At 65.5% G+C, this 22,134-nt stretch carries 25 protein-coding genes and 1 tRNA gene; 24 read left to right on the top strand and 2 right to left on the bottom strand.

Going from position 1 to position 22,134, the window contains the following annotated elements; all coding sequences use genetic code 11:
• Positions 1-2: 2 nt before the first annotated feature.
• The 14 genes from recN (at position 3) to J6U32_RS17540 (ending at position 14,029) form a co-directional block, all read left to right on the top strand.
• On the top strand, positions 3-1,751 hold the full coding sequence (recN, locus tag J6U32_RS17605; protein WP_208791461.1) for a DNA repair protein RecN: 1,749 nt from the start codon (positions 3-5) through the stop codon (positions 1,749-1,751).
• A 95-nt stretch (positions 1,752-1,846) separates the two neighbouring features.
• Positions 1,847-3,034 carry a putative cytokinetic ring protein SteA gene (gene steA / locus J6U32_RS17600; RefSeq protein ID WP_079929894.1) on the top strand — a complete coding sequence of 396 codons (1,188 nt, stop codon included), beginning with the start codon at positions 1,847-1,849 and terminating at the stop codon, positions 3,032-3,034.
• 3 nt (positions 3,035-3,037) lie between these two features.
• Positions 3,038-3,979, top strand: a complete 942-nt coding sequence (locus J6U32_RS17595; protein ID WP_208791460.1) for a copper transporter — start codon at positions 3,038-3,040, stop codon at positions 3,977-3,979.
• A 182-nt stretch (positions 3,980-4,161) separates the two neighbouring features.
• Entirely contained in the window at positions 4,162-5,925 is a 1,764-nt protein-coding gene (locus J6U32_RS17590) for a CTP synthase (RefSeq protein WP_208791459.1), read from the top strand.
• Positions 5,922-6,581 carry an NUDIX hydrolase gene (locus tag J6U32_RS17585; protein WP_280118960.1) on the top strand — a complete coding sequence of 220 codons (660 nt, stop codon included), beginning with the start codon at positions 5,922-5,924 and terminating at the stop codon, positions 6,579-6,581. The genes J6U32_RS17590 and J6U32_RS17585 overlap by 4 nt, the downstream gene beginning before the upstream one ends.
• A gap of 60 nt (positions 6,582-6,641) precedes the next feature.
• Entirely contained in the window at positions 6,642-7,571 is a 930-nt protein-coding gene (gene xerD, locus J6U32_RS17580) for a site-specific tyrosine recombinase XerD (RefSeq protein ID WP_079929889.1), read from the top strand.
• Between the two features lie 129 nt (positions 7,572-7,700).
• The gene (locus J6U32_RS17575) at positions 7,701-8,666 is read left to right on the top strand and encodes a ParA family protein (protein WP_020171117.1); all 966 of its coding nucleotides are present in this window, start codon (positions 7,701-7,703) and stop codon (positions 8,664-8,666) included.
• Entirely contained in the window at positions 8,663-9,517 is an 855-nt protein-coding gene (locus tag J6U32_RS17570; protein WP_208791458.1) for a segregation and condensation protein A, read from the top strand. Before J6U32_RS17575 ends, J6U32_RS17570 begins: the two co-directional genes overlap by 4 nt.
• Positions 9,514-10,332 (top strand): SMC-Scp complex subunit ScpB, encoded by an 819-nt coding sequence (scpB, locus tag J6U32_RS17565; RefSeq protein WP_208791457.1) that lies wholly within the window; start codon positions 9,514-9,516, stop codon positions 10,330-10,332. The genes J6U32_RS17570 and scpB overlap by 4 nt, the downstream gene beginning before the upstream one ends.
• A gap of 3 nt (positions 10,333-10,335) precedes the next feature.
• Positions 10,336-11,415, top strand: coding sequence for a pseudouridine synthase (locus J6U32_RS17560; protein ID WP_208791456.1), 1,080 nt, complete (start codon positions 10,336-10,338; stop codon positions 11,413-11,415).
• Positions 11,412-12,095, top strand: a complete 684-nt coding sequence (gene cmk, locus J6U32_RS17555; RefSeq protein WP_208791455.1) for a (d)CMP kinase — start codon at positions 11,412-11,414, stop codon at positions 12,093-12,095. The genes J6U32_RS17560 and cmk overlap by 4 nt, the downstream gene beginning before the upstream one ends.
• A 5-nt stretch (positions 12,096-12,100) precedes the next feature.
• Entirely contained in the window at positions 12,101-13,549 is a 1,449-nt protein-coding gene (der, locus tag J6U32_RS17550; RefSeq protein ID WP_208796182.1) for a ribosome biogenesis GTPase Der, read from the top strand.
• Positions 13,550-13,596: 47 nt separating this feature from the next.
• Complete coding sequence (locus tag J6U32_RS17545; protein ID WP_208791454.1) at positions 13,597-13,863, top strand: GlsB/YeaQ/YmgE family stress response membrane protein; 267 nt, start codon at positions 13,597-13,599, stop codon at positions 13,861-13,863.
• A gap of 92 nt (positions 13,864-13,955) precedes the next feature.
• Positions 13,956-14,029 (top strand) — tRNA-Pro (locus tag J6U32_RS17540).
• A 74-nt stretch (positions 14,030-14,103) separates the two neighbouring features.
• Here the strand turns inward: J6U32_RS17540 and J6U32_RS17535 are convergent.
• A complete protein-coding gene (locus J6U32_RS17535; protein ID WP_208791453.1) occupies positions 14,104-15,246 on the bottom strand; it encodes a tyrosine-type recombinase/integrase in 1,143 nt (380 codons plus the stop codon).
• Positions 15,233-15,709, bottom strand: a complete 477-nt coding sequence (locus J6U32_RS17530; protein ID WP_208791452.1) for a helix-turn-helix domain-containing protein — start codon at positions 15,707-15,709, stop codon at positions 15,233-15,235. Before J6U32_RS17530 ends, J6U32_RS17535 begins: the two co-directional genes overlap by 14 nt.
• A 158-nt stretch (positions 15,710-15,867) precedes the next feature.
• On the opposite strand from J6U32_RS17530, the gene J6U32_RS17525 reads away from it, so the two are divergent.
• The 10 genes from J6U32_RS17525 to J6U32_RS17480 all read left to right on the top strand — a co-directional run bounded on the left by J6U32_RS17525 (position 15,868) and on the right by J6U32_RS17480 (position 22,134).
• Positions 15,868-16,047 (top strand): helix-turn-helix domain-containing protein, encoded by a 180-nt coding sequence (locus J6U32_RS17525; RefSeq protein WP_208791451.1) that lies wholly within the window; start codon positions 15,868-15,870, stop codon positions 16,045-16,047.
• Between the two features lie 43 nt (positions 16,048-16,090).
• Positions 16,091-18,169 carry an AAA family ATPase gene (locus J6U32_RS17520; protein ID WP_208791450.1) on the top strand — a complete coding sequence of 693 codons (2,079 nt, stop codon included), beginning with the start codon at positions 16,091-16,093 and terminating at the stop codon, positions 18,167-18,169.
• 345 nt (positions 18,170-18,514) lie between these two features.
• On the top strand, positions 18,515-18,685 hold the full coding sequence (locus J6U32_RS17515; protein ID WP_208791449.1) for a hypothetical protein: 171 nt from the start codon (positions 18,515-18,517) through the stop codon (positions 18,683-18,685).
• A 103-nt stretch (positions 18,686-18,788) separates the two neighbouring features.
• The gene (locus J6U32_RS17510) at positions 18,789-19,016 is read left to right on the top strand and encodes a hypothetical protein (protein ID WP_208791448.1); all 228 of its coding nucleotides are present in this window, start codon (positions 18,789-18,791) and stop codon (positions 19,014-19,016) included.
• Positions 19,009-19,467 (top strand): hypothetical protein, encoded by a 459-nt coding sequence (locus J6U32_RS17505; RefSeq protein WP_208791447.1) that lies wholly within the window; start codon positions 19,009-19,011, stop codon positions 19,465-19,467. The genes J6U32_RS17510 and J6U32_RS17505 overlap by 8 nt, the downstream gene beginning before the upstream one ends.
• Positions 19,468-19,841: 374 nt before the next feature.
• Positions 19,842-20,684, top strand: a complete 843-nt coding sequence (locus J6U32_RS17500) for a phage major capsid protein (RefSeq protein WP_208791446.1) — start codon at positions 19,842-19,844, stop codon at positions 20,682-20,684.
• Positions 20,685-20,688: 4 nt separating this feature from the next.
• Positions 20,689-20,832 carry a hypothetical protein gene (locus J6U32_RS17495; protein ID WP_208791445.1) on the top strand — a complete coding sequence of 48 codons (144 nt, stop codon included), beginning with the start codon at positions 20,689-20,691 and terminating at the stop codon, positions 20,830-20,832.
• Between the two features lie 161 nt (positions 20,833-20,993).
• Positions 20,994-21,383 carry a hypothetical protein gene (locus J6U32_RS17490; RefSeq protein WP_208791444.1) on the top strand — a complete coding sequence of 130 codons (390 nt, stop codon included), beginning with the start codon at positions 20,994-20,996 and terminating at the stop codon, positions 21,381-21,383.
• Between the two features lie 23 nt (positions 21,384-21,406).
• Positions 21,407-21,727, top strand: a complete 321-nt coding sequence (locus J6U32_RS17485) for a hypothetical protein (protein ID WP_208791443.1) — start codon at positions 21,407-21,409, stop codon at positions 21,725-21,727.
• Positions 21,724-22,134 (top strand): hypothetical protein, encoded by a 411-nt coding sequence (locus tag J6U32_RS17480; protein WP_208791442.1) that lies wholly within the window; start codon positions 21,724-21,726, stop codon positions 22,132-22,134. Before J6U32_RS17485 ends, J6U32_RS17480 begins: the two co-directional genes overlap by 4 nt.

The raw sequence follows: 22,134 nt of genomic DNA, 5'->3' as shown, positions 1-22,134 counted from the left end.
GAGTGCTGGAAGAACTGTCCATCGCCGGCCTCGGCGTCATCGACGGGGCGTCGGCACAGTTTCCTCCCGGTTTCACCGCGCTGACCGGTGAGACCGGCGCGGGCAAGACGATGATCGTGACAAGTCTGCGTCTGCTGGCTGGCGGCCGCGCCGACGCCGGGCGGGTTCGGTCCGGGGCCGCCAAGGCAACGGTCGAGGGGCGCTTTCGCGTCGCCGATCCCGACCAGGGACCCGACGGGGAGGTCGCCGACCTCCTCGAGTCCAGCGGCGCCGACCTCGACGACGACGGCACCGTCATCGCGGTCCGCACCGTCAACGCCGACGGCCGATCCCGCGCGCATCTCGGTGGACGTTCGGTTCCGGTGGGTACGTTGGGCAAGCTCGTCAGCTCGGTGTTGACCGTGCACGGTCAGAACGACCAGCTACGACTGCTGCGTCCCGACCGTCAGCGCGCCGCACTGGATACCTTCGCCGGAGCGAAGGCAACCAAGGCGCTCGCCGCCTATCGCCGTGCGCGCGCCGAGTGGCTGGCGATACTCGACGAGCTCGACGAACTCCGCGCCAATTCCCGCGGCCTCGCCCAGGAGGCCGACCGACTGCGCTTCGGGATCGACGAGATCGCAGCGATCGATCCACAACCCGGAGAAGACGACTCCCTCGCCGATACCATCCGACGACTCACCGATCTCGAGTCGATCCGGACCGCCGCGTCGGGATCGCACGAGATCGTCGCCGGCGAGTCGGGGTCGGTGATCGAGGGACTCGGTCAGGTGCGGTCGATGCTCGAGGCGGCCGCCGACGATGAGCTCAAACGTCTCGCCGGCCGCGTCGGCGAAACACTGACGGTCGTCACCGACATCGGCGACGAACTCACCGCATATCTGTCGGCGCTACCGACCGACGCCGATTCCCTCGACCAATTACTCTCGCGCCAGGGCGAATTGAAATCGCTGGTACGCAAGTACGCCCCCGACATCGACGGCGTGATCGACTGGCGCACGCAGGCACAGACGCGACTCGAGCAGATCGAGGACCCCCAGGGCAGCGTCGAAGAACTCGAGCGGCGCGCCACCGCGGCGGCCGAGATCGTCGCCGACGCCGCGGCCACCCTGCATCGCATTCGTGCGAAGGCGGCCACAACGATGGCCGGCAAGGTGTCCAAGGAACTCGCCGGTTTGGCGATGGGGGACTCGACGCTGTCGGTCGAGGTCGGACTCGAATCCGCCGATGCCGACGACCGGCTGGCCATCGAGGTCGACGGGCAGCGCGCACACGCCGGCGCCGACGGCGCCGACCGCGTCGAATTCGCCCTGGTTCCGCACAAGGGCGCCCGCCCGCTGCCCATCGCGACCTCGGCGTCCGGTGGTGAGCTGTCACGAGTGATGCTCGCTCTCGAAGTCGTTCTCGCCGAACCGACTTCAGGCTCGGTGATGGTGTTCGACGAGGTCGACGCCGGAGTGGGCGGGCGCGCCGCGGTGGAGATCGGGCGTCGTCTGGCCCGGCTGGCGCGTGCCCATCAGGTCATCGTCGTGACCCATCTCCCGCAGGTCGCTGCGTTCGCCGATAATCACCTCGTCATCGGCAAGAGCACGAGTAAGGGTGCGGTGCAGACGAGTACCGTGCGTGCGCTCGAGCGCGACGAGCGGATCGCCGAACTCGCCCGGATGCTCGCCGGACTCGGGGAGTCCGATACGGGCAAGGCGCACGCCGAGGAACTCCTGACAACTGCTGAGACAGAAAAGGGCTCCTGAGTCGTTCGGTGTTCTTGATGCGTGTGTGACAAAAGTTGCCATTGTTGCGGCGCGCCTCCCGCAGTCGATGCGCGGGGCGGTCAATCATGGCGGTCATGAAGATGCCTGCACTGCTCGCGCGGAACACCGAAGAACTGCCTGGCGTCATTGGTATCGCCAGAATCGACAAGAACACCAAACGCCTCCTCGAACGTGTGGGGCCGGGTGACATCGCGATCCTCGACGAGGTCGATCTCGATCGCGTGACCGCTGACGCGCTCGTGGAGGCGAACGTCGTCGCCGTCGTCAACGCATCCCGGTCGATCAGCGGCCGCTATCCGAATCTGGGTCCCGAGGTGCTGGTCGCCTCCGGCATCGTCCTGCTCGACGAGGTCGGACCGGAGGTCTTCAAGCGGGTCAAGGACGGCGCCAAGCTCCGTGTCCACGATGACCGTCTGATGGTCGGGGACCGGCGTCTCGCGCGCGGCACCACGCTCGAGGAGCACGACATCGCGAGCATGATGATCGACGCCAAGACCGGACTGGTCGATCATCTGGAAGCCTTCTCCGGCAACACGATCGAATTCATCCGCAGCGAGTCGCCACTTCTGATCGACGGTGTCGGCGTGCCCGACATCGATGTGTCCCTGGCCGGCAAGCATGTGGTCATCGTCGCCGACGGACCCGATCGCGGGACCGAACTGCGTTCACTGAAGCCGTTCATCAAGGAGTACTCACCGGTTCTCGTCGGCGTGGGTGCGGGCGCCGACACTCTGGTGAAGGCGGGGTACAAACCGGCGATCGTTGTCGGCGACCCGGAACAGATGAAGGCGGCGACGCTGCGGTGTGGTGCGCAGGTGGTGCTGCCCGCAGACACCGACGGACACGCCCCCGGCCTCGAACGCATCCAGGACCTCGGCATCGGTGCGACGACCTTCCCGGCCGCCGGAACCGCGGCCGATCTCGCGTTGCTGCTCACCGACTTCCATGGCGCCGACCTCATCGTCACCGCCGGCTACGGCGGATCTCTCGACGACTTCTTCGACCGCTCGCGTCGTGAGTCGACGCCGTCGACGTTCCTGACCCGGCTCAAGGTCGGACCCAAACTTGTTGACGCCAAGGCGGTCGCGACGCTGTATCGCAGCCGGGTGTCCGGCGCGGCGATCGCCTGCGTCATTCTCGCCGCGCTGATCGCGGTCATCGCCGCGGTGATGCTCTCGAGCGCGGGACCGGAGATCACCGATTGGGCTGTGGCCCAATGGAACCACTTGTTCGAGTGGGCTCGGGGAGTCTGGAACAGGTAGGACATGATTTCTCTACGCCAGCACGCCATCTCGTTGGTGGCGGTGTTTTTGGCCCTCGCGCTGGGGTTGTTCCTCGGCTCGGGGTTCGTGGGTGATCGCGTCAATTCCCTGACCGGTACGAGCCGTGATCGGATCGGCGACCTCGAGCAGCAGCGCGACGGTCTCAACGATCAGGTGAACGCCGCGAACAGCTTTGACGCCGCGATCGCTCCGCGGCTGATCGCCGATCAGCTCAAGGGCCACGCCGTTCTCGTCGTCACCACGCCCAACGCCGCCGACTCCGACGTCGACGCCGTCAAACAGTCGCTGTCGACTGCGGGTGCAACGTTTTCCGGGCAGCTCGGCCTCACCGACAAGCTCGTGCGCGACGACAGCGCCGAACAGGTTCGCACCATCGTCGACCAGACGATTCCCCCGGGTGCGACACTGCGTGCGGAACTGACCGACTCGGGCGCACGGGTCGGGGATCTGTTGGGGACCTTGGTGATGCACCGCAGCGATCAGAACGCTGCCGCGGTCGCCGATCGCCAGACCGGGCTGCAAACCCTGCGCGACGGCGGTTTCCTGACCTACGTCGACAACGCGATCCGGCCCGCCGATCTGGTGGTGTTCGTCTCCGGCGACGCGCTCCCGGAGAACTCCGGTGCCCAGGGGCAACTGGTCGCCCGGCTGGCCGCGGCGATGACCGCCCGTGCACAGGGCGGTGAACTCGTCGGTCGCAGCGGTTCGGCGACGGGAGTGTCACCGATAGCGGTGATTCGTTCGGACCCGGCGTTGCGCAACGCGATCACCACGATCGACAACGTCGACGCCCAGACCGGCCTGATCACCACCGTCCTCGCGCTCGACGAGGAGAGCCAGGGCCGGTCCGGCTCCTTCGGCTCCGGTCCGGGGGCAAGCGCCATCACCGTCGGCGCGCAACCGGCTCAGTCCCAACCGGCCTGAGCAGTCCAGGCGCAGCGCACCACGCGCGCACATCGTCACCGGTGACCCGACGTCCGCCGCGACACGCGGGGCTGCCCGCCCCGTCGGTGTCGTGGCGGGCGCGAGCCCGCTGTGGTGTTACCCTGGAGTCCCGTAGGTGAGCAGGCTTTCATGACCTGATCCGGCCGACGGGAGAAACGGTTTTGCGACCACTGCGCGTTCATACGGGCACCAAACATATTTTCGTGACGGGCGGAGTCGCCTCGTCCCTGGGTAAGGGCTTGACCGCCTCGAGTCTCGGTCAGCTCCTCACGGCCCGCGGTCTGCGGGTCACCATGCAGAAGCTCGACCCGTATCTCAACGTCGATCCGGGAACGATGAATCCGTTCCAGCACGGTGAGGTCTTCGTCACCGAGGACGGCGCGGAAACCGATCTCGACGTCGGGCATTACGAGCGCTTCCTCGACCGCAACCTGTCGCAGTCGGCGAATGTGACCACCGGACAGGTGTATTCGAGCGTCATCGCCAAGGAACGACGCGGCGAGTACCTCGGCGAGACGGTGCAGGTGATCCCGCACATCACCGACGAACTCAAGTCGCGGGTCCTCGCGATGCGTGAGCCCGGCGACGACGGCGAGGCACCCGATGTGGTGATCACCGAGATCGGTGGCACCGTCGGTGACATCGAGTCGTTGCCGTTCATCGAGGCCGCCCGCCAGATCCGCCACGACGTGGGGCGCGACAACGTCTTCTTCCTGCACGTGTCGCTGGTGCCCTACCTCGCGCCGTCGGGCGAGCTCAAGACCAAACCCACCCAGCATTCGGTGGCCGCGCTGCGCAACGTCGGCATCCAGCCCGATGCGCTCATCCTGCGGTGCGACCGCGACGTCCCCGAAGGTCTCAAGAAGAAGATCGCGCTCATGTGCGACGTCGACATCGAAGGCGTCATCTCCACACCCGATGCGCCGTCGATCTACGACATCCCCAAGGTGCTGCACAGCGAGCAACTCGACGCCTACGTGGTCCGCAAACTCGGTCTGCCCTTCCGCGACGTGGATTGGACCGAATGGGGTGAGCTGCTCAATCGGGTGCACGAGCCCCGCGAGACCGTGCGAATCGCGTTGGTGGGCAAGTACGTCGACCTGCCCGACGCCTACCTGTCGGTGACCGAGGCGATTCGGGCCGGTGGTTTCGCGTGGCGTGCGCGCACCGAGATCAAGTGGGTGCCGTCGGATGAATGCGCCACATCGCAGGGGGCGCAGGCCGCGCTCTCCGACGTCGACGGCGTGCTCATCCCGGGGGGCTTCGGTATTCGAGGCATTGAGGGCAAGGTCGGCGCGATCAGCTATGCCCGCCGTCGCGGCATCCCGCTCCTCGGTCTGTGCCTGGGCTTGCAGTGCATCGTCATCGAGGCGGCGCGCTCGGTCGGTCTCGACCATGCCAGTTCCGACGAATTCGATCCGGACACACCACATCCGGTGATCTCGACGATGGCCGACCAGCACGATGCGGTCGCCGGCGAGGCGGATCTGGGCGGAACCATGCGTCTGGGTGCCTATCCGGCGACGCTGAAAGAGGGTTCGGTGGTCGCCAAGGCCTACGGCACCACCGAGGTCTCCGAACGTCACCGTCACCGCTACGAGGTGAACAACACCTACCGCGACACCATCGCCGAGTCCGGGCTGGTTTTCTCCGGGACCTCGCCCGACGGGCATCTCGTCGAGTTCGTCGAGTATCCCTCCGAGGTGCACCCGTTCCTGGTGGCCACCCAGGCCCACCCGGAGCTGAAGAGCCGACCGACGCGCCCGCACCCGCTGTTCCGCGCGTTCATCGATGCGGCTCTGAAATACAAAGCGGCCGAACGGCTTCCGGTGGACCTCGGTGACTACGACGCGCCGCAGGCCGAGAACGACGAGTCCGAGGTCGCGACCGCCGGGGCAGTCGACGCCGGAGGCGATCGCGCTTGAGCGACACCGCTTCCGACGGCGCCGGAACCCACGACTTCGGGGTTCGTGGTTCACGCCTGGTGTACGACGGAGCGATCCTCGCGTTGCGGGTCGACGAGGTCGTCATGCCCGGTGGCCGAACCGCCGAGCGTGAGGTCGTCGAGCATTTCGGCGCGGTGGCCGTCGTGGCCCGCGACGAGCAGGGTCGGATCGCGATGGTCCGCCAATACCGGCATCCGATCGGACACCGCCTGCTCGAATTGCCTGCCGGGCTCCTCGATCAGGCCGGGACGGAAACGGCGGTGGACGCCGCCCGACGCGAACTGGCCGAGGAAACCGACCTCGCTGCCGATCGGTGGCAGGTGCTGGTCGATCTGGATCTGTCGCCGGGTTTCACCGACGAGGCGCTACGCCTCTACCTCGCCGAGGGGTTGCACGCGCTCACCGCGGCCGAGCGCAGCGATGAGGAAGCCGACATGTCGATCGAGTGGATCGCCACCAATGATGCGGTCCGCCAGGTGTTCGCCGGTGACATCGTGAATGCGACCAGCGTCGCGGGCATCCTGGCTGTCGCGGCGGCCGATCGGGGCGAGGTCACGTTGCGGCCGGTGGAGGCACCCTGGCGCGACGAGCCGAGTGCTTTTCGTGCCCGGCGGGAGCGCGGCGCGCGCCGGTAGGCGCCGACCGGCGGGCCACGCCGGGAGTCGGGGAGTGCGGATCGGAAGCGAGGAGTCGGCATGACCGAGCAGGTGGGCATCGACGTGGCGATCACCCGCTATCTCGATCATCTGACCGTCGAACGTGGCGTTGCGGCGAACACGCTGAGCTCCTATGGTCGTGACCTCGGACGCTATCGGCAGTACCTGCGTGCACGGAAGATCGACGATCTCGCCGACGTGGCCGAAGCCGATGTCCGTGAGTTCCTCGTCGCGTTGCGCAGGGGTGCCCCCGAATCCGGGGAACGGCCGCTCGCGGAGAGTTCGGTGGCGCGAACCCTGGTGGCCACCAGAGGTTTTCACAAGTTCGCCGCGGCGGAGGGGCTGGTCGCCGACGACGTCGCCCACGCGGTTCGCCCGCCGAGCCCGGCTCGCCGGCTACCCAAGGCGTTGTCGGTGAGCGACGTCGAACGCATCCTGGACGCCTCCGGAGCCCCCGATCACGCACGCGCGCTCCGTGATCGAGCACTCCTGGAGCTCCTCTACAGTTGCGGCGCACGCATCTCCGAGGCCACCGGGCTCGATCTCGACGACATCGACACCGACACCCGGGCGGTGCGGTTACGCGGCAAGGGCGGCAAGGAGCGGGTGGTGCCCGTCGGCGGGCCGGCCGTCGATGCTCTCGAGGCATACCTGGTACGCGGACGCCCGACGCTCGTGCGTAGATCGACCGCGGCACTGTTCCTCAACGCCCGCGGGGGCCGGCTCACCCGACAGGGTGCCTGGCAGGTGTTGGCGGCGGCGGCCGAACGTGCCGGACTCGAGGGCGCGGTGTCGCCGCACACCCTGCGGCACAGTTTCGCCACCCATCTCCTCGACGGCGGAGCCGATGTTCGCGTGGTCCAGGAACTGTTGGGGCATGCGTCGGTGACGACGACTCAGGTCTACACGCTGGTGACGGTGAACACGATGCGCGAGGTGTACGCGACCGCGCACCCACGGGCGCGGTGACGCGGTCGGCGACGAACGCTCATGGTTGCGGCGATGCTCCACGGGATCGTCGGCGCGACCCACTAGGCTTTGGTGGAGGTCCGGGCCGAAACGGCCGGGCCGAGACGACAGAAAGGGGGCTGCGCAGCGGTGAGTATCTCGAGCACCCGGCGACCCAGCGCCCACTTCGACGACCAGTACCGTCTCGAGGTTCCCAGCGGCGCGGACATCGACGAGACCGATCACCGCACCGCACGGGTCCAGGCCGACGATCAGATCGGTCCCACCGGTCGTCCCTACCGTCCCGTTCCCGAACCGACCCCGCTCGATCGGCACGGACCGGCGACGGTCATCGCGGTCTGTAACCAGAAGGGTGGGGTCGGCAAGACCACCTCCACGATCAATCTGGGTGCGGCCCTCGCCGAGTACGGCCGCCGCGTGCTGCTGGTCGACCTCGACCCGCAGGGTGCGCTGTCCGCGGGATTGGGTGTGCCGCATCACGAACTCGACGAGACCGTCTACAACCTGCTCGTGCCGCCGCATGCACCCACCGACGAGGTGCTGATGCGTACCCGGGTCGACGGGCTGGACCTGCTGCCCAGCAACATCGACCTCTCGGCCGCCGAGATCCAACTGGTCACCGAGGTCGGCCGCGAACAGGCTCTGGCCCGTGCCCTGCATCCGGTCCTCGACCGCTACGACGTCGTGCTCATCGACTGCCAGCCGTCGCTGGGCCTGCTCACCGTCAACGCCCTGGCCTGCGCCGACACGGTGCTGATCCCGATGGAGTGCGAGTACTTCAGCCTGCGTGGACTGGCGTTGCTCACCGACACCATCGAGAAGGTCCACGACCGCCTCAACATGCGTCTGGACGTCGGCGGAATCCTGGTGACCATGTTCGACGCGCGCACCCTGCATTCCCGGGAGGTGATGGCGCGGGTCGTCGAGGTGTTCGGCGACAAGGTGTACGACACCGTCATCGCGCGCACCGTCCGCTTCCCGGAAACCAGCGTGGCCGGCGAACCGATCACCTCGTGGGCGCCGAAATCTGCTGGAGCACAGGCTTATCGGGCTCTGGCTCGTGAGGTCATCGCGCGCAACGTCAAGCAGGCATGAGCGAACCGAGCGACGTCGGCGGGGCAGATGCTGCTCCCGACTCGGCACCGGCTGAGCCGGACTCCGGTTTTCGCGTACGTTTGGCGAACTTCGAGGGCCCTTTCGACCTGCTGCTCAACCTAATCAGTCAGCATCGCCTCGACGTGACCGAGGTGGCGCTGCACGAGGTGACCGACGACTTCATCGCCTACACCCGGGAGATGGGACCGGAGTTGGGATTGGAGCAGACCACCGAATTCCTCGTGGTGGCCGCGACGCTGCTCGATCTCAAGGCCGCCCGTCTGTTGCCGTCCGGGGAGGTCGACGATCCCGAGGATCTCGCGCTGCTCGAGGCGCGCGACCTGCTGTTCGCGCGGCTCCTGCAATACCGTGCGTACAAGCAGGTGGCGGCGCTGTTCGGTGAGTTGGAAGCCGCTGCGCTCCAACGGTATCCGCGTGCGGTATCGCTGGAGGAGCGTTACGCCGATCTGTTGCCCGAGGTGACGTTGGGTGTCACGCCCGGAGGGTTCGCCGAGGTCGCCGCGGCGGCGTTGCGACCGCGGCCGATACCGACCGTGGGTCTCGACCACCTGCACGACTCGCACCAGGTGTCGGTGCCAGCGCAGGCGCAACGGATGGCGGGACTGCTGGCCGACAGTGCACCCGGCGACGGGCTGACCTTCGGTCAACTCGTCGCCGGCTGCGCCAGCCCGCTGGAGGTGGTCGGCAGCTTCTTGGCTTTGCTCGAACTGTTCCGGGAACGCGCGATCACGTTCTCCCAACCCGAGGCGCTCGGTGACCTGCGGGTGCTGTGGTCGGGGGAGCGAGAACTCGACGATCTGAGTTTCGACAAGGCAGAGGACTACGGATGACCGAGCCGCACGACGCACCATCCCCCGAGCGGGCAGTCGAGGATCAGGGACACAAGGACCAGGAACTCGAGGACCAGGGACACGGGGACCACACAGCCGAGGGTGCCTCCGAGCCCGGTCAGGGCGCCCTCGACGTCGCCACCGACGAGACCGTCGACGACGCGGAACTCCGCTCCGCACTGGAGGCCCTGCTGCTCGTCGTCGACACACCGGTGACCTCCGACGAACTGGCGAACGCGATCGGCGTCGACGCGCTACGGGTCCGGGAGATGCTCAACGAGATGTCGGCGGAGCTGACCTCGGCGCACAGCGGAATCGATCTGCGCTTCGCCGGGGACGGCTGGCGGTACTACACCCGAGCCGACTACGCACCCTACGTCGAGCGACTGCTGCTCGACGGTGCGCGCTCGAAACTGACCCGGGCCGCGCTGGAAACCCTGGCGGTGATCGCCTACCGGCAGCCCGTCTCGCGGGCGCGGGTCAGCGCGATCCGCGGCGTCAACGTCGACGGTGTCATCCGAACCCTGGTGGCGCGCGGACTGATCAACGAGGTCGGAACCGATCCGCAGACCACCGCCACCACCTACGGCACAACCGAATTGTTCCTCGAACGCCTCGGCCTCGCCTCACTGGAGGAACTGCCCGATCTCGCACCCCTGCTGCCCGACGTCGACCTCATCGACGACCTCGACGAGGAACTCAACTCCGATCCCCGATTCGCCAAACTCGCGGGTAAAGCGTCAGACTCAGAGGGGGCACCCGACGGCACATCGCCGATCGGCGTCGCCGACGACGACCTCGAGAATCAGGACTGAGATATGGCAACCGCTGGCCGGGACGGCACACCGGGACGACGCAGGACAGACAAGAACAGCAAGACCGACAAGAACGGTAGGGCGGACAGAAACGCCACACCGCGCGGCAAGGCCACCGGCGACGGTTCGCGGGCAGACAACGCCGCGAGCGGTCGGCGCGGCGGCAAGCCTGCGGGCAAGGGCGCCGGCGGCGCGGGTGCCCAGCAGCCGGCACAGGCCAAGAAGCGGCACCGCAAGGGGAGTTCGCAACCCGATGTGAAGGCCGGTCGGATCCGGCTCAACAACGCCCGGCCCGCACGCCACCAGGGCCCCACACCCGACGTCGAGGAACAGGGCGCCACCTATGTCGCCGACGGGGTGCGCCTGCAAAAGGTGCTCGCGCAGGCCGGTGTGGCCTCGCGGCGCGGCGCCGAGGAGCTCATCGCCGCCGGGCGTGTCGAGGTCGACGGCGAGGTCGTCACCGAGCAGGGTCTGCGGATCAATCCCGACACCGCGATCATCCGGGTCGACGGCGCCCGGGTCATCATGGACGAGACACGGCAGTACCTCGCGCTGAACAAGCCCAAGGGCTGGCAGTCCACGATGTCCGACGACCAGGGTCGCCCCTGCGTCGGTGACATCGTCGCCGAGCGGGTCATGTCGGGTCAGCGACTCTTCCACGTCGGCCGGCTCGACGCCGACACCGAAGGTCTGTTGCTGCTCACCAACGACGGTGAACTGGCCAACCGCCTCATGCATCCGTCCTACGAGGTGCCCAAGACCTATCTGGCCTGGGTGCGCGGTGAGGTGCCCCGGTCGCTGGTGCGCACGCTGCGTGACGGGGTCGAACTCGACGACGGGCCGGTCGCCGTCGACGGCTTCACCATCCTCGGTGTGCACCAGGGCGAGTCCCAGGTCCGAATCGTGTTGCACGAGGGCAGGAATCGGATCGTCCGTCGGCTGATGGAGGAGGTCGGTTTCCCGGTGCAGGCGCTGGTGCGGACCCACATCGGCACCGTGGCCCTCGGCGAACAGCGTCCGGGAAGTCTGCGGGTACTCGGGCGCGATGAGATCGGTGCGCTGTACAAGGCGGTCGGCCTGTGAGCGGCGGTGTGATCGCGATCGACGGCCCCGCCGGAACCGGCAAGTCGAGTGTGTCGAAGTTGTTGGCGCACAAGGTCGGCGCGCACTATCTCGACACCGGCGCGATGTATCGCGCGGCCACCCTCGCGGTGCAGCGGGCCGGGGTGGATCCCGCCGACGCGGATGCGGTTGCCGCAACCGTCGACGCCGCCGATATCGCCTTGCGTCCCAACGGAGACGGCTCATCGCGGGTGTTCCTCGACAGTGAGGACGTCAGCGGTCCGATCCGCTCCGATGCGGTCACCGCCGCCGTCTCCGCGGTGTCGGCGGTCCCGGCCGTGAGAACCAAACTCGTTGCGCTGCAACGCCGCCAGGCCGAATCGGAGCTGCTGGTGGTCGAGGGTCGAGACATCGGCACCGTGGTGTTCCCCGACGCCGCGATCAAGATCTTTCTCACCGCATCACCCGAGGCGCGGGCCGAACGCCGGCACCGCCAGAACCTCGCCGCGGGACGGACCAGCGACCACGCCGAGGTCCTTGCCGCGGTGAACCGACGCGACCATCTCGACTCGACCCGTGCGGTGTCCCCGCTGCGGCAGGCCGACGATGCGGTGCTGGTGGACACCAGCGACATGACCCTGGACCAGGTTCTCGACCGGTTGGTCGAACTGGTCCGCGCACGGATCGGAGTTGCCTCGTGACCGACATGTCCGACGCCACCGGCGGCACAGCCGACGCGCTCGCCCTGCCCGGCGACGGCACCTGGAGCGACGAAACCGAGTGGGATCTCGGCGACTTCGACGACATCGAGGAGTTCGGGGAGGCCGAACGGGTCCCCGAGGTCGCCATCGTCGGTCGCCCGAACGTCGGCAAGTCAACTCTCGTGAACCGTATCCTCGGCCGCCGTGAGGCCGTCGTCGAGGACATCCCCGGCGTGACCCGTGACCGCGTCTCGTATTCGGCGACGTGGTCGGGCCGCCGGTTCACCGTCGTCGACACCGGCGGTTGGGAACCGGATGCGAAGGGCCTACAGCAAGCGGTGGCGGCGCAGGCCGAACTCGCGATGCGCACGGCCGACGTGATCGTGCTCGTCGTCGACGGGACCGTCGGGGCCACCACGACCGACGAGGCCGTCGCCCGCACGCTGCGCCGATCGAAGACCCCGGTCATCCTGGTGGCCAACAAGATCGACAGCGAGCGGCAGGAGGCCGAGGCGGCCTCACTGTGGTCGCTGGGACTCGGTGAGCCGCACCCGGTGTCGGCGGCGCACGGTCGAGGCGCCGGCGATGTCCTCGACGTCATCCTCGAGCGGCTGCCGCATACGCCGCGAGAGGACGCCGGTATCCGGCTCGGCGGGCCGCGCCGGGTCGCGCTCGTCGGGAAACCGAACGTCGGCAAGAGTTCGCTGCTGAACAAGCTTGCCGGGTCGGAACGCTCGGTGGTCGACAATGTTGCCGGTACCACCGTGGATCCGGTGGACGAGCTGATCGAACTCGACGGCAAGACGTGGCAATTCGTCGACACCGCGGGTCTGCGGCGCAAGGTCCGCACGGCCAGCGGTCACGAGTACTACGCATCGTTGCGGACGCGGTCGGCGCTCGACGCCGCCGAGGTGGCGATCCTGCTGATCGACGCTTCCGAGCCCATCACCGAGCAGGATCTGCGCGTTCTTTCGATGATCATCGACTCGGGTCGAGCGCTGGTGATCGCCTTCAACAAATGGGATCTGGTCGATGAGGACCGGCGGTACACCCTGGACAAGGAGATCGACCGGGAACTCGCGCGGGTGCCGTGGGCGCGGCGGGTCAACATCTCGGCGATGACAGGCCGAGCCGTGCAGAAGCTGGTGCCTGCGCTCGAGGGTGCGCTCGACTCGTGGGACAAGCGGATCTCGACGGGGCCGCTGAACAATTGGCTCAAGGAGGTCATCGCGGCCACCCCGCCGCCACTGCGCGGCGGACGCCAACCGCGGGTCATGTTCGCCACGCAGGCCGCGGTACGTCCACCCACGTTCGTCTTGTTCACCACCGGTTTCCTCGAGGCCGGCTATCGCCGCTTCCTGGAGCGCAGACTGCGCGAGCAGTTCAATTTCGATGGTTCGCCCGTGCGAATCAACGTGCGGGTGCGCGACAAGAGGGATCGCCGCAAACGCTGACCAGTCGGGTCCGAGATCGCCGGATTGCCCTGTGACATACTCCTTTCGTGCTCATCTTGGCAATCATCGTGTTCGGAATGGTCATCGGCGCTCTCGCCCAACTGCTCATCGGCGGTAAGAACATGTGGAACATCGACTGGGGCCTCGCGATCGTCGCGGGTCTGGTCGGATCGTTCGTCGGTGGACTCCTGATCAGTCTGATCTCGGGTGACGGAATCAACTTCCGCCCCAGCGGCATCATCGGATCGCTCATCGGCGCATTGATCGTCACCGGCGGTTGGATCTGGTACAAGAAACGCTCTGCCGCTTCCTGATCAGTGCCCTGACCAGCCGATTGGCTCCCTGGGTAGATCGTCGGCTAGTCTCATCTACGCCTTGATAACGAGAGCTTCTCGGATCACGGCAACGGGCTGTGGCGCAGTTTGGTAGCGCACTTGACTGGGGGTCAAGTGGTCGCAGGTTCAAATCCTGTCAGCCCGACCGCAGGTCAGGGGCGGTTTCTGGAAACGGAAGCCGCCCCTTTTCCGTCCTCGTACGCCATTTGAGTACGCCATTCACTTGATCAGCTTGGCCAGGGCGGTCACCGCAGACCGCGCCGCGTCGTCGGTGGTGTGGCCGTACAGGTCGCCGGTAACCGCGATGGAGCCGTGGCCCAACAGGTCAGCGACCGCCTTCACATGAACGCCAGCTTCCAACCAAGTTGTCGCCGCGCTGTGCCGTAGCGTGTGTGCGCCGACGCCTTCGAGATCCGCCGCCTTTGCCGCGACCTGCACAACGCGGAGGAGGTTCCGGGGGTCCACCATCGTGCCCAGTTCGGTGGTCATCACCATGTGCTGGTGACCGGCCCAGGCCGAGCCAGCCCGTAGCTGTTCTTCGGCCTGACGCTTGCGAGTCGCCTTCAGTTCGGTAACCAGGACGTCGGACAGTGGCACCCGTCGCCGCGACCGCTTCGTCTTTGGCTTGCTGAGGGACAGCTCCCCGTCGATCCGGGCCAGGGTGTGGGTCACGTTCAGTTCGCGCTTGGTGAAGTCAATGTCAGTCCACCGAAGTGCCGCCGCTTCGCCCCTCCGTAGGCCGGTATGGGCCATGATCAGTACGCCGACGTAGTACCGGCTGGATCGGGCTTCCTGAAGCAACTGAGCGACCTGATCGGGGCCGATGGACTTGGCTTCGTCGCGGTCCACACGGGGTCGGGGAACCTTCGTCGCCGGGTTTGTCGCCAGCAGGCCATCACGTACCGCGCCGTCGAGTCCGGCACGCAGCACGGTGTAGATGGACCGAACCGTGGAGTCGGCCAGCTTCTTCTTTCGTAGAGCGACGATCAGCGCCTCAATGTCACTGGGCCGCAACCGATCCAGGCGTGTGGCGGCGAAGTCGCCTTCTTCCAGGTGCTTACGGCTGAGTCCGTCGTACAGGGCCTTCGTCGTCGGCTTCCGGTCCGAAGCGACCAGGGAAGTGGTCCGCCAGCGCTTCATCCACGACCCCACGCTGTCCTTGGCGTCTCGTGCAGGAGCCCCGGCTTCCCAGCGCTCACGGACGCCCTTCAGCTTCGCCCGTGCTTCGTCCGCCGTCTTCCCGTAGACCGACACCCGCTCACGCTTGCCGGTGTCTGGGTCGGTCCGCTGGATACGTCCCTGCCACGTCCCGTTCGGACGCTGGGTGATCGTTCCTTCCGAGTTACCCCTACGCTTCGCCATCGTTGACCACCCATCCCCGGCGCTTCGCGTCTCGGCGCGCGCTGGCGATCCGCTTGTACCCGTTCGGGTCGTCCACCACCTTTAGGTCCTGTTCGGTCACCGCGATGTCGAACAGGGGGTTGTAGTCCTGGGCACCTGCGAAGGCCAGGGCCGCGTCCGACGACCGCACGACCACACCCGGGGAGACTTCCACTTCGGCGTCGAGTAGACCCGGGTAGATCAGTTCGAGCGGCGACACGTCCAGGGCCTTTGCCAGGATCAGAACCTCGGTCAGGTCCAGTGCCTTCTTACGTCCCGACTCGGTGTTCGCGATGGCCGACCGGCTAATCGGGTAGCCGAGTTCTGTTGTGCGGTCGGACAATTGCTGTGCGGTCCACCCCTTCACCTTCCGGGCGGCCTGGACCGCCTCACCGAACCTTCTGTATGTGTCCAGCGCCCAACCGCTGGTCTGTTCTTTGCGCATGGGAAACACAATACACCCGGCTAGTTGACTTCCCAAGCGCACGGTGTATCTTGGGTGTCCCGCAAGCACACAGGTCGTCACTAAGTGTTAAATAAACACAAATAGAGACAAGCTGTGTTTAACTGGGTACTACCCAATAACGGAAAGGACGAACCGAAATGGCCGAGAAGCTGTACACCGTAGCCCAGGTATCTGAACACCTTCAGATGTCGAGAATGTCGGTCTATCGACTAATGGATAGCGGCGAAATCAAATCGCTCAAGATCGGTCGGGCGCGGCGCGTAGCCGATTCCGCGCTCCAGGACTTCATCGACCGTTCTCAGGGCATGTCGGCCTGAAGCGAGGTATTCGGAAGAAGGGAAGCACCCCGTGGGTGTAACAGTGAAACGAGCGGACGTTCTGAACGACTTCCGCCGTGACTACGGCGACCGGCGCGGTTACGTGTGCATTGGCCACGTCCGTGACCGCGACCCCGTGACGAAGAAGGGCACCTGGGGCCAGGACTTCTTCCAGTACCCGGACCGGGCGTCAGACGCGGCCAGTCGGGTGGTCGAACTGGTCAAGGCTGGCCGGGATGTCTACAAGCCAACGTCATTGTGTGAGAGCGATTCGCGTAGCGGTCCCACAATCGCGTCCAACGTCATCAGTTTCGAGGTTGACGAACTGGCCGACGACGAAGCGGCTACCGATCTGTTGCGTGCAGTAGGCGCGACGATCACCGACAGCGGGACCGAAGGACACTTCCACGTCCGCGTCATGCTCGACCGCGACCTGGACCACGACGAACTCAAAGACCTTGGGACTCGCCTGTATCGGAAGCTGGGTGTGGTCGATGGTGGGAAGGCTGAGCCGAACGGGGTGCTTCGCATTACGAGCACGTTCAACTTCAAGCACGACCCACCGCGCCCCGTGGCGATCGGCAAGAACCGTGTGGGCACCACGGTTGAAGCGCTCAACGCCATTCTGGCCGACGTTCCCCGTGAAGCGGTGGCCGATACAGGTGGGGCGATCGACATCGCGCCAATGGACCTTGGAGCGCTGTCACTGAAGGCGCGAACGAAGGTTCGCACCGCCTACAGCCAGATTCACTCAGCCCCGGACGTGTCGAAAGCGTTCTGGCGGTTCTGGATGACGTGCGCTGAGCACGGTGTCCCGGTCGAACAGGCACGCGGCTACGACCCCGACGATCTCATGCCAGACCGATGGGCCGAGGGATCACGCGATGAACAGGTTCTCAGCGCATACGCGGCAAAGAACAGCGCCACACCCCGGGGTAAACGGAGTGCGGCGCATAAGAAAGGGAACAAAGGAGTGCCCGACACCAAGAATACCGGATCAGAAGACCGTGACGGTGTTTACGAGAATCCCATACGTTTACGAAGGCTGAATGAAGTGGACGAACAGATATTTGAACCGATCGGCGAAGGGCTATTCGAGGGTGCCGTTACCGTCTTGCTCGGTGGTGAAGAATCAGCGAAGACAACGCTTACGCTCCATATCCTTGCAGCGCTGGCTACTGGGTCCGGATGGGCACCGTGGGACATACCGCCTGGTGAACCTCGTCGGGTCGTGCTGATCGCCACCGAACCCAGCATGGTGGCCACGCGGCTGAAGCTGCTGGGCGTGCCGGAAGACTCGCCCTACCTGGTGATGTTCTCCGACAACTCAGGCGCAGATTTCCCGATGTTCCCCAATGACGAGTACACCGACGCGCTGGTGGACTTCCGCCCGGACTTCGTGGCGATCGACATGTGGGCTGACTCGGTTGAAAAGCTCAACCTGAAGAATCCCCAGGAATCACTACAGGCGATGTCCACCTGGGTTCGGTTCGCGACAGCTACCGGCGCGGGGGTGTTGTTGCTCGCCCACACCAACCGGGGTAACGGTCAGGCGACCGAAGCCCGCGAAGTCTATGGACTCACGCTGTCGCTGCGGAAGAAAGCTCGCGCCACGCTGTTTTCCTACATCGACCCGGAGGACGGTTGCCTGTACACGGGCGTCGAGAAGACCAACCTGAAGCACCCCAAGACGACGCACCGATTCGAGCTTGCCGAGGTCGATACGGGACTACAGACGAAGCGCGGTAAGGCAATCACTGTCGCGCAGTTGGTTCACAAGGAGAGCCTTCCAGTCAAGGTGTGGGACCAGTACGTGGACGCCCGCAAGAGAGCCGCTGCTGACGCTGCACCGGACCGCGAGCGAATGACAGCCGCGAAGGCGTTGGTCCAGGTTCTGAGTCGGGGGCGTACTCCGCGACCGAAGGCCATCATCGAGACCAACGAGGTCCTTGCCGAACACAAGTGTGCGGCAGTGAGTCCCCGGTCGGTTGACTCCGCTTGGCAGAAGATCGTAGACGAAGGTCAAGCGGGCCAGGGTCGGCGCAACGACAGGCGCGAAATGCTGTGGTCGCTGTCCTACGCGGATCACGATCGCGACGACGATTGCAGTTCCGATGACTGAACCTATTACCCCCTGCAAACCTGCAATCCTTCAATCGCTAGGAATATGTGCAGGTCACGTCATGAATTGCAGATTGTGGTGGGTTCAATCTTGGGAATTGAAGCATTGAACCCCGGCGGATGGCGCATAAACAGGTATCTACCAGGTCTTCTGAACTATTGAAGTCCTACAGAAGATATAGGACCCCATTCGGGGGTTCAATCAACAGCCTTCCGGTCACGGTGGCCGGATCAACAGCCCCGCGATGGGGCAGAAAGAAGGATCGAGATGCAAGCACGGGACTTTTCCGAACTACCCGAGTTTCGGGGTGTGATGTCGGACAGCGATCCAGAACCCGATGGACCTATGACCCCCGCTGTCGGTGAGGTCATGCAGGGGTACAACGTGCCACCAGACACGGCCTATGACGATCAGGGCGCGGCCAAGGATCGTTTTCCGCTCAACGGCGGGCAGGTCGTCCACGACAACGATCGCGACCTCTCGATGTGGATTGGCGTCGTTCGGACGGAGGGATGATGTCGTGGCTAACGGACGACGCGGTACGCGGGGCAGTGGCCGAGGTTCTGGCAGTGCTGGCCCTAGCCCTGCCGATCTGGCTGGCGTTCAGCCTGGTGTGGTCGTGACTGACAGCGCGCTGGGTGCGCCGGGTATGCGTGCGCTCCAGGCAGAGCGGGCCAAGAACGCACAGCTACGGCACCAGCTGACAAGCACGCGGAAGGAACTACGGCGGGCACAGCGACAGGTGAAGTGGTTGAGCCGCACGGTATTACGAGCAAGCAACAGGATGGTGGACACCCTGGAAGCAGTGGCACTGATGGACAAGGAAGAAGGTAAGAGCAATGGCTGACAACAACTCTGACGAACTGTCGGGTGTGAATGCGGGTACTGACCAGGGTCAGGCAGGTACAGGCGAACAGAGCGGCGGCAACGATCGCGAAGCGCGGTACCGCGTTGAACGCAACGAAGCACGGGCACAGGTCGATCAACTGAAGGGACAGGTGACTGCGCTTCAGCGTGCAGCGGTGGAATCCGCACTGGGCGAGGGTGTTCGGGCCGAAGCGTTCTGGGCCGGACGCGGTGACGCTGGCCTGGATGGTCTGCTGACCGACGACGGCACGGTGGATGTCGCGGCGGTCGGTGCTGCGGTGCAGGACGTACGCGAACGGTTCGGGATCGTGGATGGTCCACGTCGTCCGGCACCTGATCGCACCCAGGGCCAGAACGTCGATGGGGTGGACGCCACGGTGGACGCGGACGAAGCCTGGAAGGGTGCATTCGCTCCCCGAATCGACGCCTGACCAGCCCAGGGGGATACCCCTATGTGAGGTGCGTCATACCCCCGGTAGACGTAGGTCGCCAGGTTAATTACGGCTGCGGGAGATTTCAGCCACGAGAACGAGGGAATACCTATTCCGGGCTCATAACTGAATAAAGGGAATTGCTCGCCATCGGTGCAGGGGCGGGCTTTTCCCGAGTTGAGAATAGTTCTGATATTGTTGATATATCCGTCAGTGGCGGATTGGGTTTAGGCCAGGTGCCGTCCCATTGAAGCTCGTCAATCCGTGTCCTTTCTAGGCTAAAGCGATCGCCTTGGCTGCCCGGATTGATTGACGCTCATGGGTCGGCACCTTTTTTGTTGGCCCGCGCAATCCAACTACTGAATGAGGAAACAATGGCTACCGCAACAACCAACAACACCGCGAAGGCATGGCACCCCGATGTCGAGACCTTCGCGCCGACCGACATCGTTCCTGACGCGCTGATCGTGCAGGCGTCCACGAAGGCCGCGACCGTGGAAGGCGACCAGATCGCCGTCCGGGTGGCCTACGTTGCCGACGACGACGCCCAGGTGACCGCTGAGGGGGCTGAAATCCCCGAATCTGATCCGGCTCTGTCCGAAGCCCTGGCGTACACCAGCAAGGTGACCCAGCTTGTCCGGGTATCCCGCGAGCAGTTCGAGCAGAACGGCACCGCCGACCAGTTGGCCAAGAGCGTCAAGCGCGCCATCACCAAGAAGGCCGATCAACTCTTCGTGTCCCAGGTGGCCCCGACTTCGCCCGCCGTCGCCCCGGTGGCCGGTCTGGTCAACATCGCTGGTGTGGTCGCTGGTGACCCGGTGGCCGACGACCTGGACGCCCTGATCGACCTGGTGGCCGAACTTCAGGCCAACGGTGCCGCACCGTCACACCTGGTCCTAGACCCCATCGGCTGGGCCGCGCTGCGCAAGCTCAAGACCGCCGCGAACAGCAACGCCAGCCTGATCGGTGCAGGCGTGACCGACGCCGCCGCACTGTTGCTGTCGATCCCGGTCCTGGTCAGTGCAGCGGTACCCGCGTCGTCGGGTCTGGTCATCGACTCCGCCGAAGTCATCTCCGCGTACGGCGAAATCCAGGTGGCCACCAGCACCGACGCCTACTTCAACTCCGATTCGATCGCCATCCGTGCGACCTGGCGTGTGGGCCACGTGGTCCCGCGTGCCAACCGGATCGGCAAGTTCACGATTGGCGAGGAGTGACACGATGGCGCACTTTGAAGGCAAGATCACGCCCCAGGGTCGGACCGCGAACGCTGAGTTCGGTGTCCGCTGGACGAAGAAGCACTACACCAAGCTGGCCGGGGGCAAGATCGGCCCCCTCGGTAGCAAACGCCGCCGTCGCCGCTGATTGACCTGGCCCCGGGCACATACAACCCTCCGTGTGTGCCCGGGGCCTCCTTCATTGAAAGGCATTGAGCACCAATGACTTCAGCGCTACCCACACCACCGATCCAGTTCAGTGACCTGAGTCCATTCGATGACGACCTGACCGAAGACCAGGCCACCCCGATGATCCGATCCGCCTGGGCGCGTGCCATCAGCGTGGCCCCCTGCCTGGGCACCGGATACCCCGGCCTGACGCCGGTCCAACAGGAAATCGTCAAAGACACGCTTCGTGGTGCTGTGCTCAGGGCCGCTGAACGCGGCTCTGGCGCTGCTATCCAGCGTCAGGCCGGTGACTACGCCGAAACACTGAAAGGCAGTAGCGGAGGACTGTTCCAGCCCCAGGAAATCCGCGACCTGACCGACATCTGTGCCGAGCACAAGCGACGACCGCGCGCTTCCACGATCCTGACCGGCGACACCCGGGGTCCAGCGGTGCCCGATGTCCACCCGTTCCTTCTAGGCGAAGACGCCGACTTCATGGGCAACCCGCTACACGGTGGGTCGGACTGGTGAAGGCTCGAATCCCAGTGCAGCACTTGCCATTCCTCGACGGCGGCGAAGATGACTACGGGAACACCATCGAGCAATGGGGCGACCCAATCGACCGAAAGTGTTACGGGTTCAACTTCCCGGACTCGTCCGAACCGATCACGGAAGGTCACAACCGGCTGGTGGTCGATCGCGTCATGTTGACTCCGAAGGGATGGGTCGATCAGGTGGGATCGCGGGACCGTTTCCGTCTACTGGACGAGCCAGACACCACCTACGAAGTCCACGGTGTGCCTGGCTCCGGCAAGTACAACCCGCTGGGCTGGCACCCCGGTGGTGTGGTCCTACTTCAGCGGGTGAACGGATGAAGCCCGCACCCCCGGCCTTGTTGACGATGATGAAAGGCATTGCCTCACAGGTGGATACATCCACGCTTCCGGTGCATGACGACGTACCGGCACGGAGGCCGGCGGAGTTCATCCAGGTGTCACTGACCGGGGGAACCGAAGACCGGACCGGCGTCCTGGCCACACCGACGTTCACCATCGCGGTGTACGCGCTCGATCAAGGGCGGGCCGAAATGCTGGCCGGTCTGGTCCTCGCGCTGGTGAAGTCCAGCCAGTACCGCGTCCTGATGGTGGGTGGTGTGGGCCAGGTCCAGGTTCGCGCCTGGCAGACCACCGCGCTACCGGCCCCGTCACCAGACCCCCGTGTGGCCGACCGCCGCCGCTGGACCTTCACCGGATCATTGGGGATGAGCAATGTTCGACACTGA

Origin of the sequence: Gordonia polyisoprenivorans, from assembly GCF_017654315.1 — a bacterium.
GTDB lineage: Bacteria > Actinomycetota > Actinomycetes > Mycobacteriales > Mycobacteriaceae > Gordonia > Gordonia polyisoprenivorans_A.
This window is presented reverse-complemented; position numbering and strand designations above follow the sequence as displayed.

Coding starts and splice junctions, on each gene's coding strand:
- steA (WP_079929894.1), top strand. CDS start 1,847: ATGAAGATGCCTGCACTGCTCGCGCGGAACACCGAAGAACTGCCTGGC.
- J6U32_RS17595 (WP_208791460.1), top strand. CDS start 3,038: ATGATTTCTCTACGCCAGCACGCCATCTCGTTGGTGGCGGTGTTTTTG.
- xerD (WP_079929889.1), top strand. CDS start 6,642: ATGACCGAGCAGGTGGGCATCGACGTGGCGATCACCCGCTATCTCGAT.
- J6U32_RS17570 (WP_208791458.1), top strand. CDS start 8,663: ATGAGCGAACCGAGCGACGTCGGCGGGGCAGATGCTGCTCCCGACTCG.
- scpB (WP_208791457.1), top strand. CDS start 9,514: ATGACCGAGCCGCACGACGCACCATCCCCCGAGCGGGCAGTCGAGGAT.
- J6U32_RS17560 (WP_208791456.1), top strand. CDS start 10,336: ATGGCAACCGCTGGCCGGGACGGCACACCGGGACGACGCAGGACAGAC.
- der (WP_208796182.1), top strand. CDS start 12,101: ATGTCCGACGCCACCGGCGGCACAGCCGACGCGCTCGCCCTGCCCGGC.
- J6U32_RS17535 (WP_208791453.1), bottom strand. CDS start 15,246: ATGGCGAAGCGTAGGGGTAACTCGGAAGGAACGATCACCCAGCGTCCG.
- J6U32_RS17530 (WP_208791452.1), bottom strand. CDS start 15,709: ATGCGCAAAGAACAGACCAGCGGTTGGGCGCTGGACACATACAGAAGG.
- J6U32_RS17525 (WP_208791451.1), top strand. CDS start 15,868: ATGGCCGAGAAGCTGTACACCGTAGCCCAGGTATCTGAACACCTTCAG.
- J6U32_RS17515 (WP_208791449.1), top strand. CDS start 18,515: ATGACCCCCGCTGTCGGTGAGGTCATGCAGGGGTACAACGTGCCACCA.
- J6U32_RS17505 (WP_208791447.1), top strand. CDS start 19,009: ATGGCTGACAACAACTCTGACGAACTGTCGGGTGTGAATGCGGGTACT.
- J6U32_RS17500 (WP_208791446.1), top strand. CDS start 19,842: ATGGCTACCGCAACAACCAACAACACCGCGAAGGCATGGCACCCCGAT.
- J6U32_RS17495 (WP_208791445.1), top strand. CDS start 20,689: ATGGCGCACTTTGAAGGCAAGATCACGCCCCAGGGTCGGACCGCGAAC.
- J6U32_RS17490 (WP_208791444.1), top strand. CDS start 20,994: ATGATCCGATCCGCCTGGGCGCGTGCCATCAGCGTGGCCCCCTGCCTG.
- J6U32_RS17480 (WP_208791442.1), top strand. CDS start 21,724: ATGAAGCCCGCACCCCCGGCCTTGTTGACGATGATGAAAGGCATTGCC.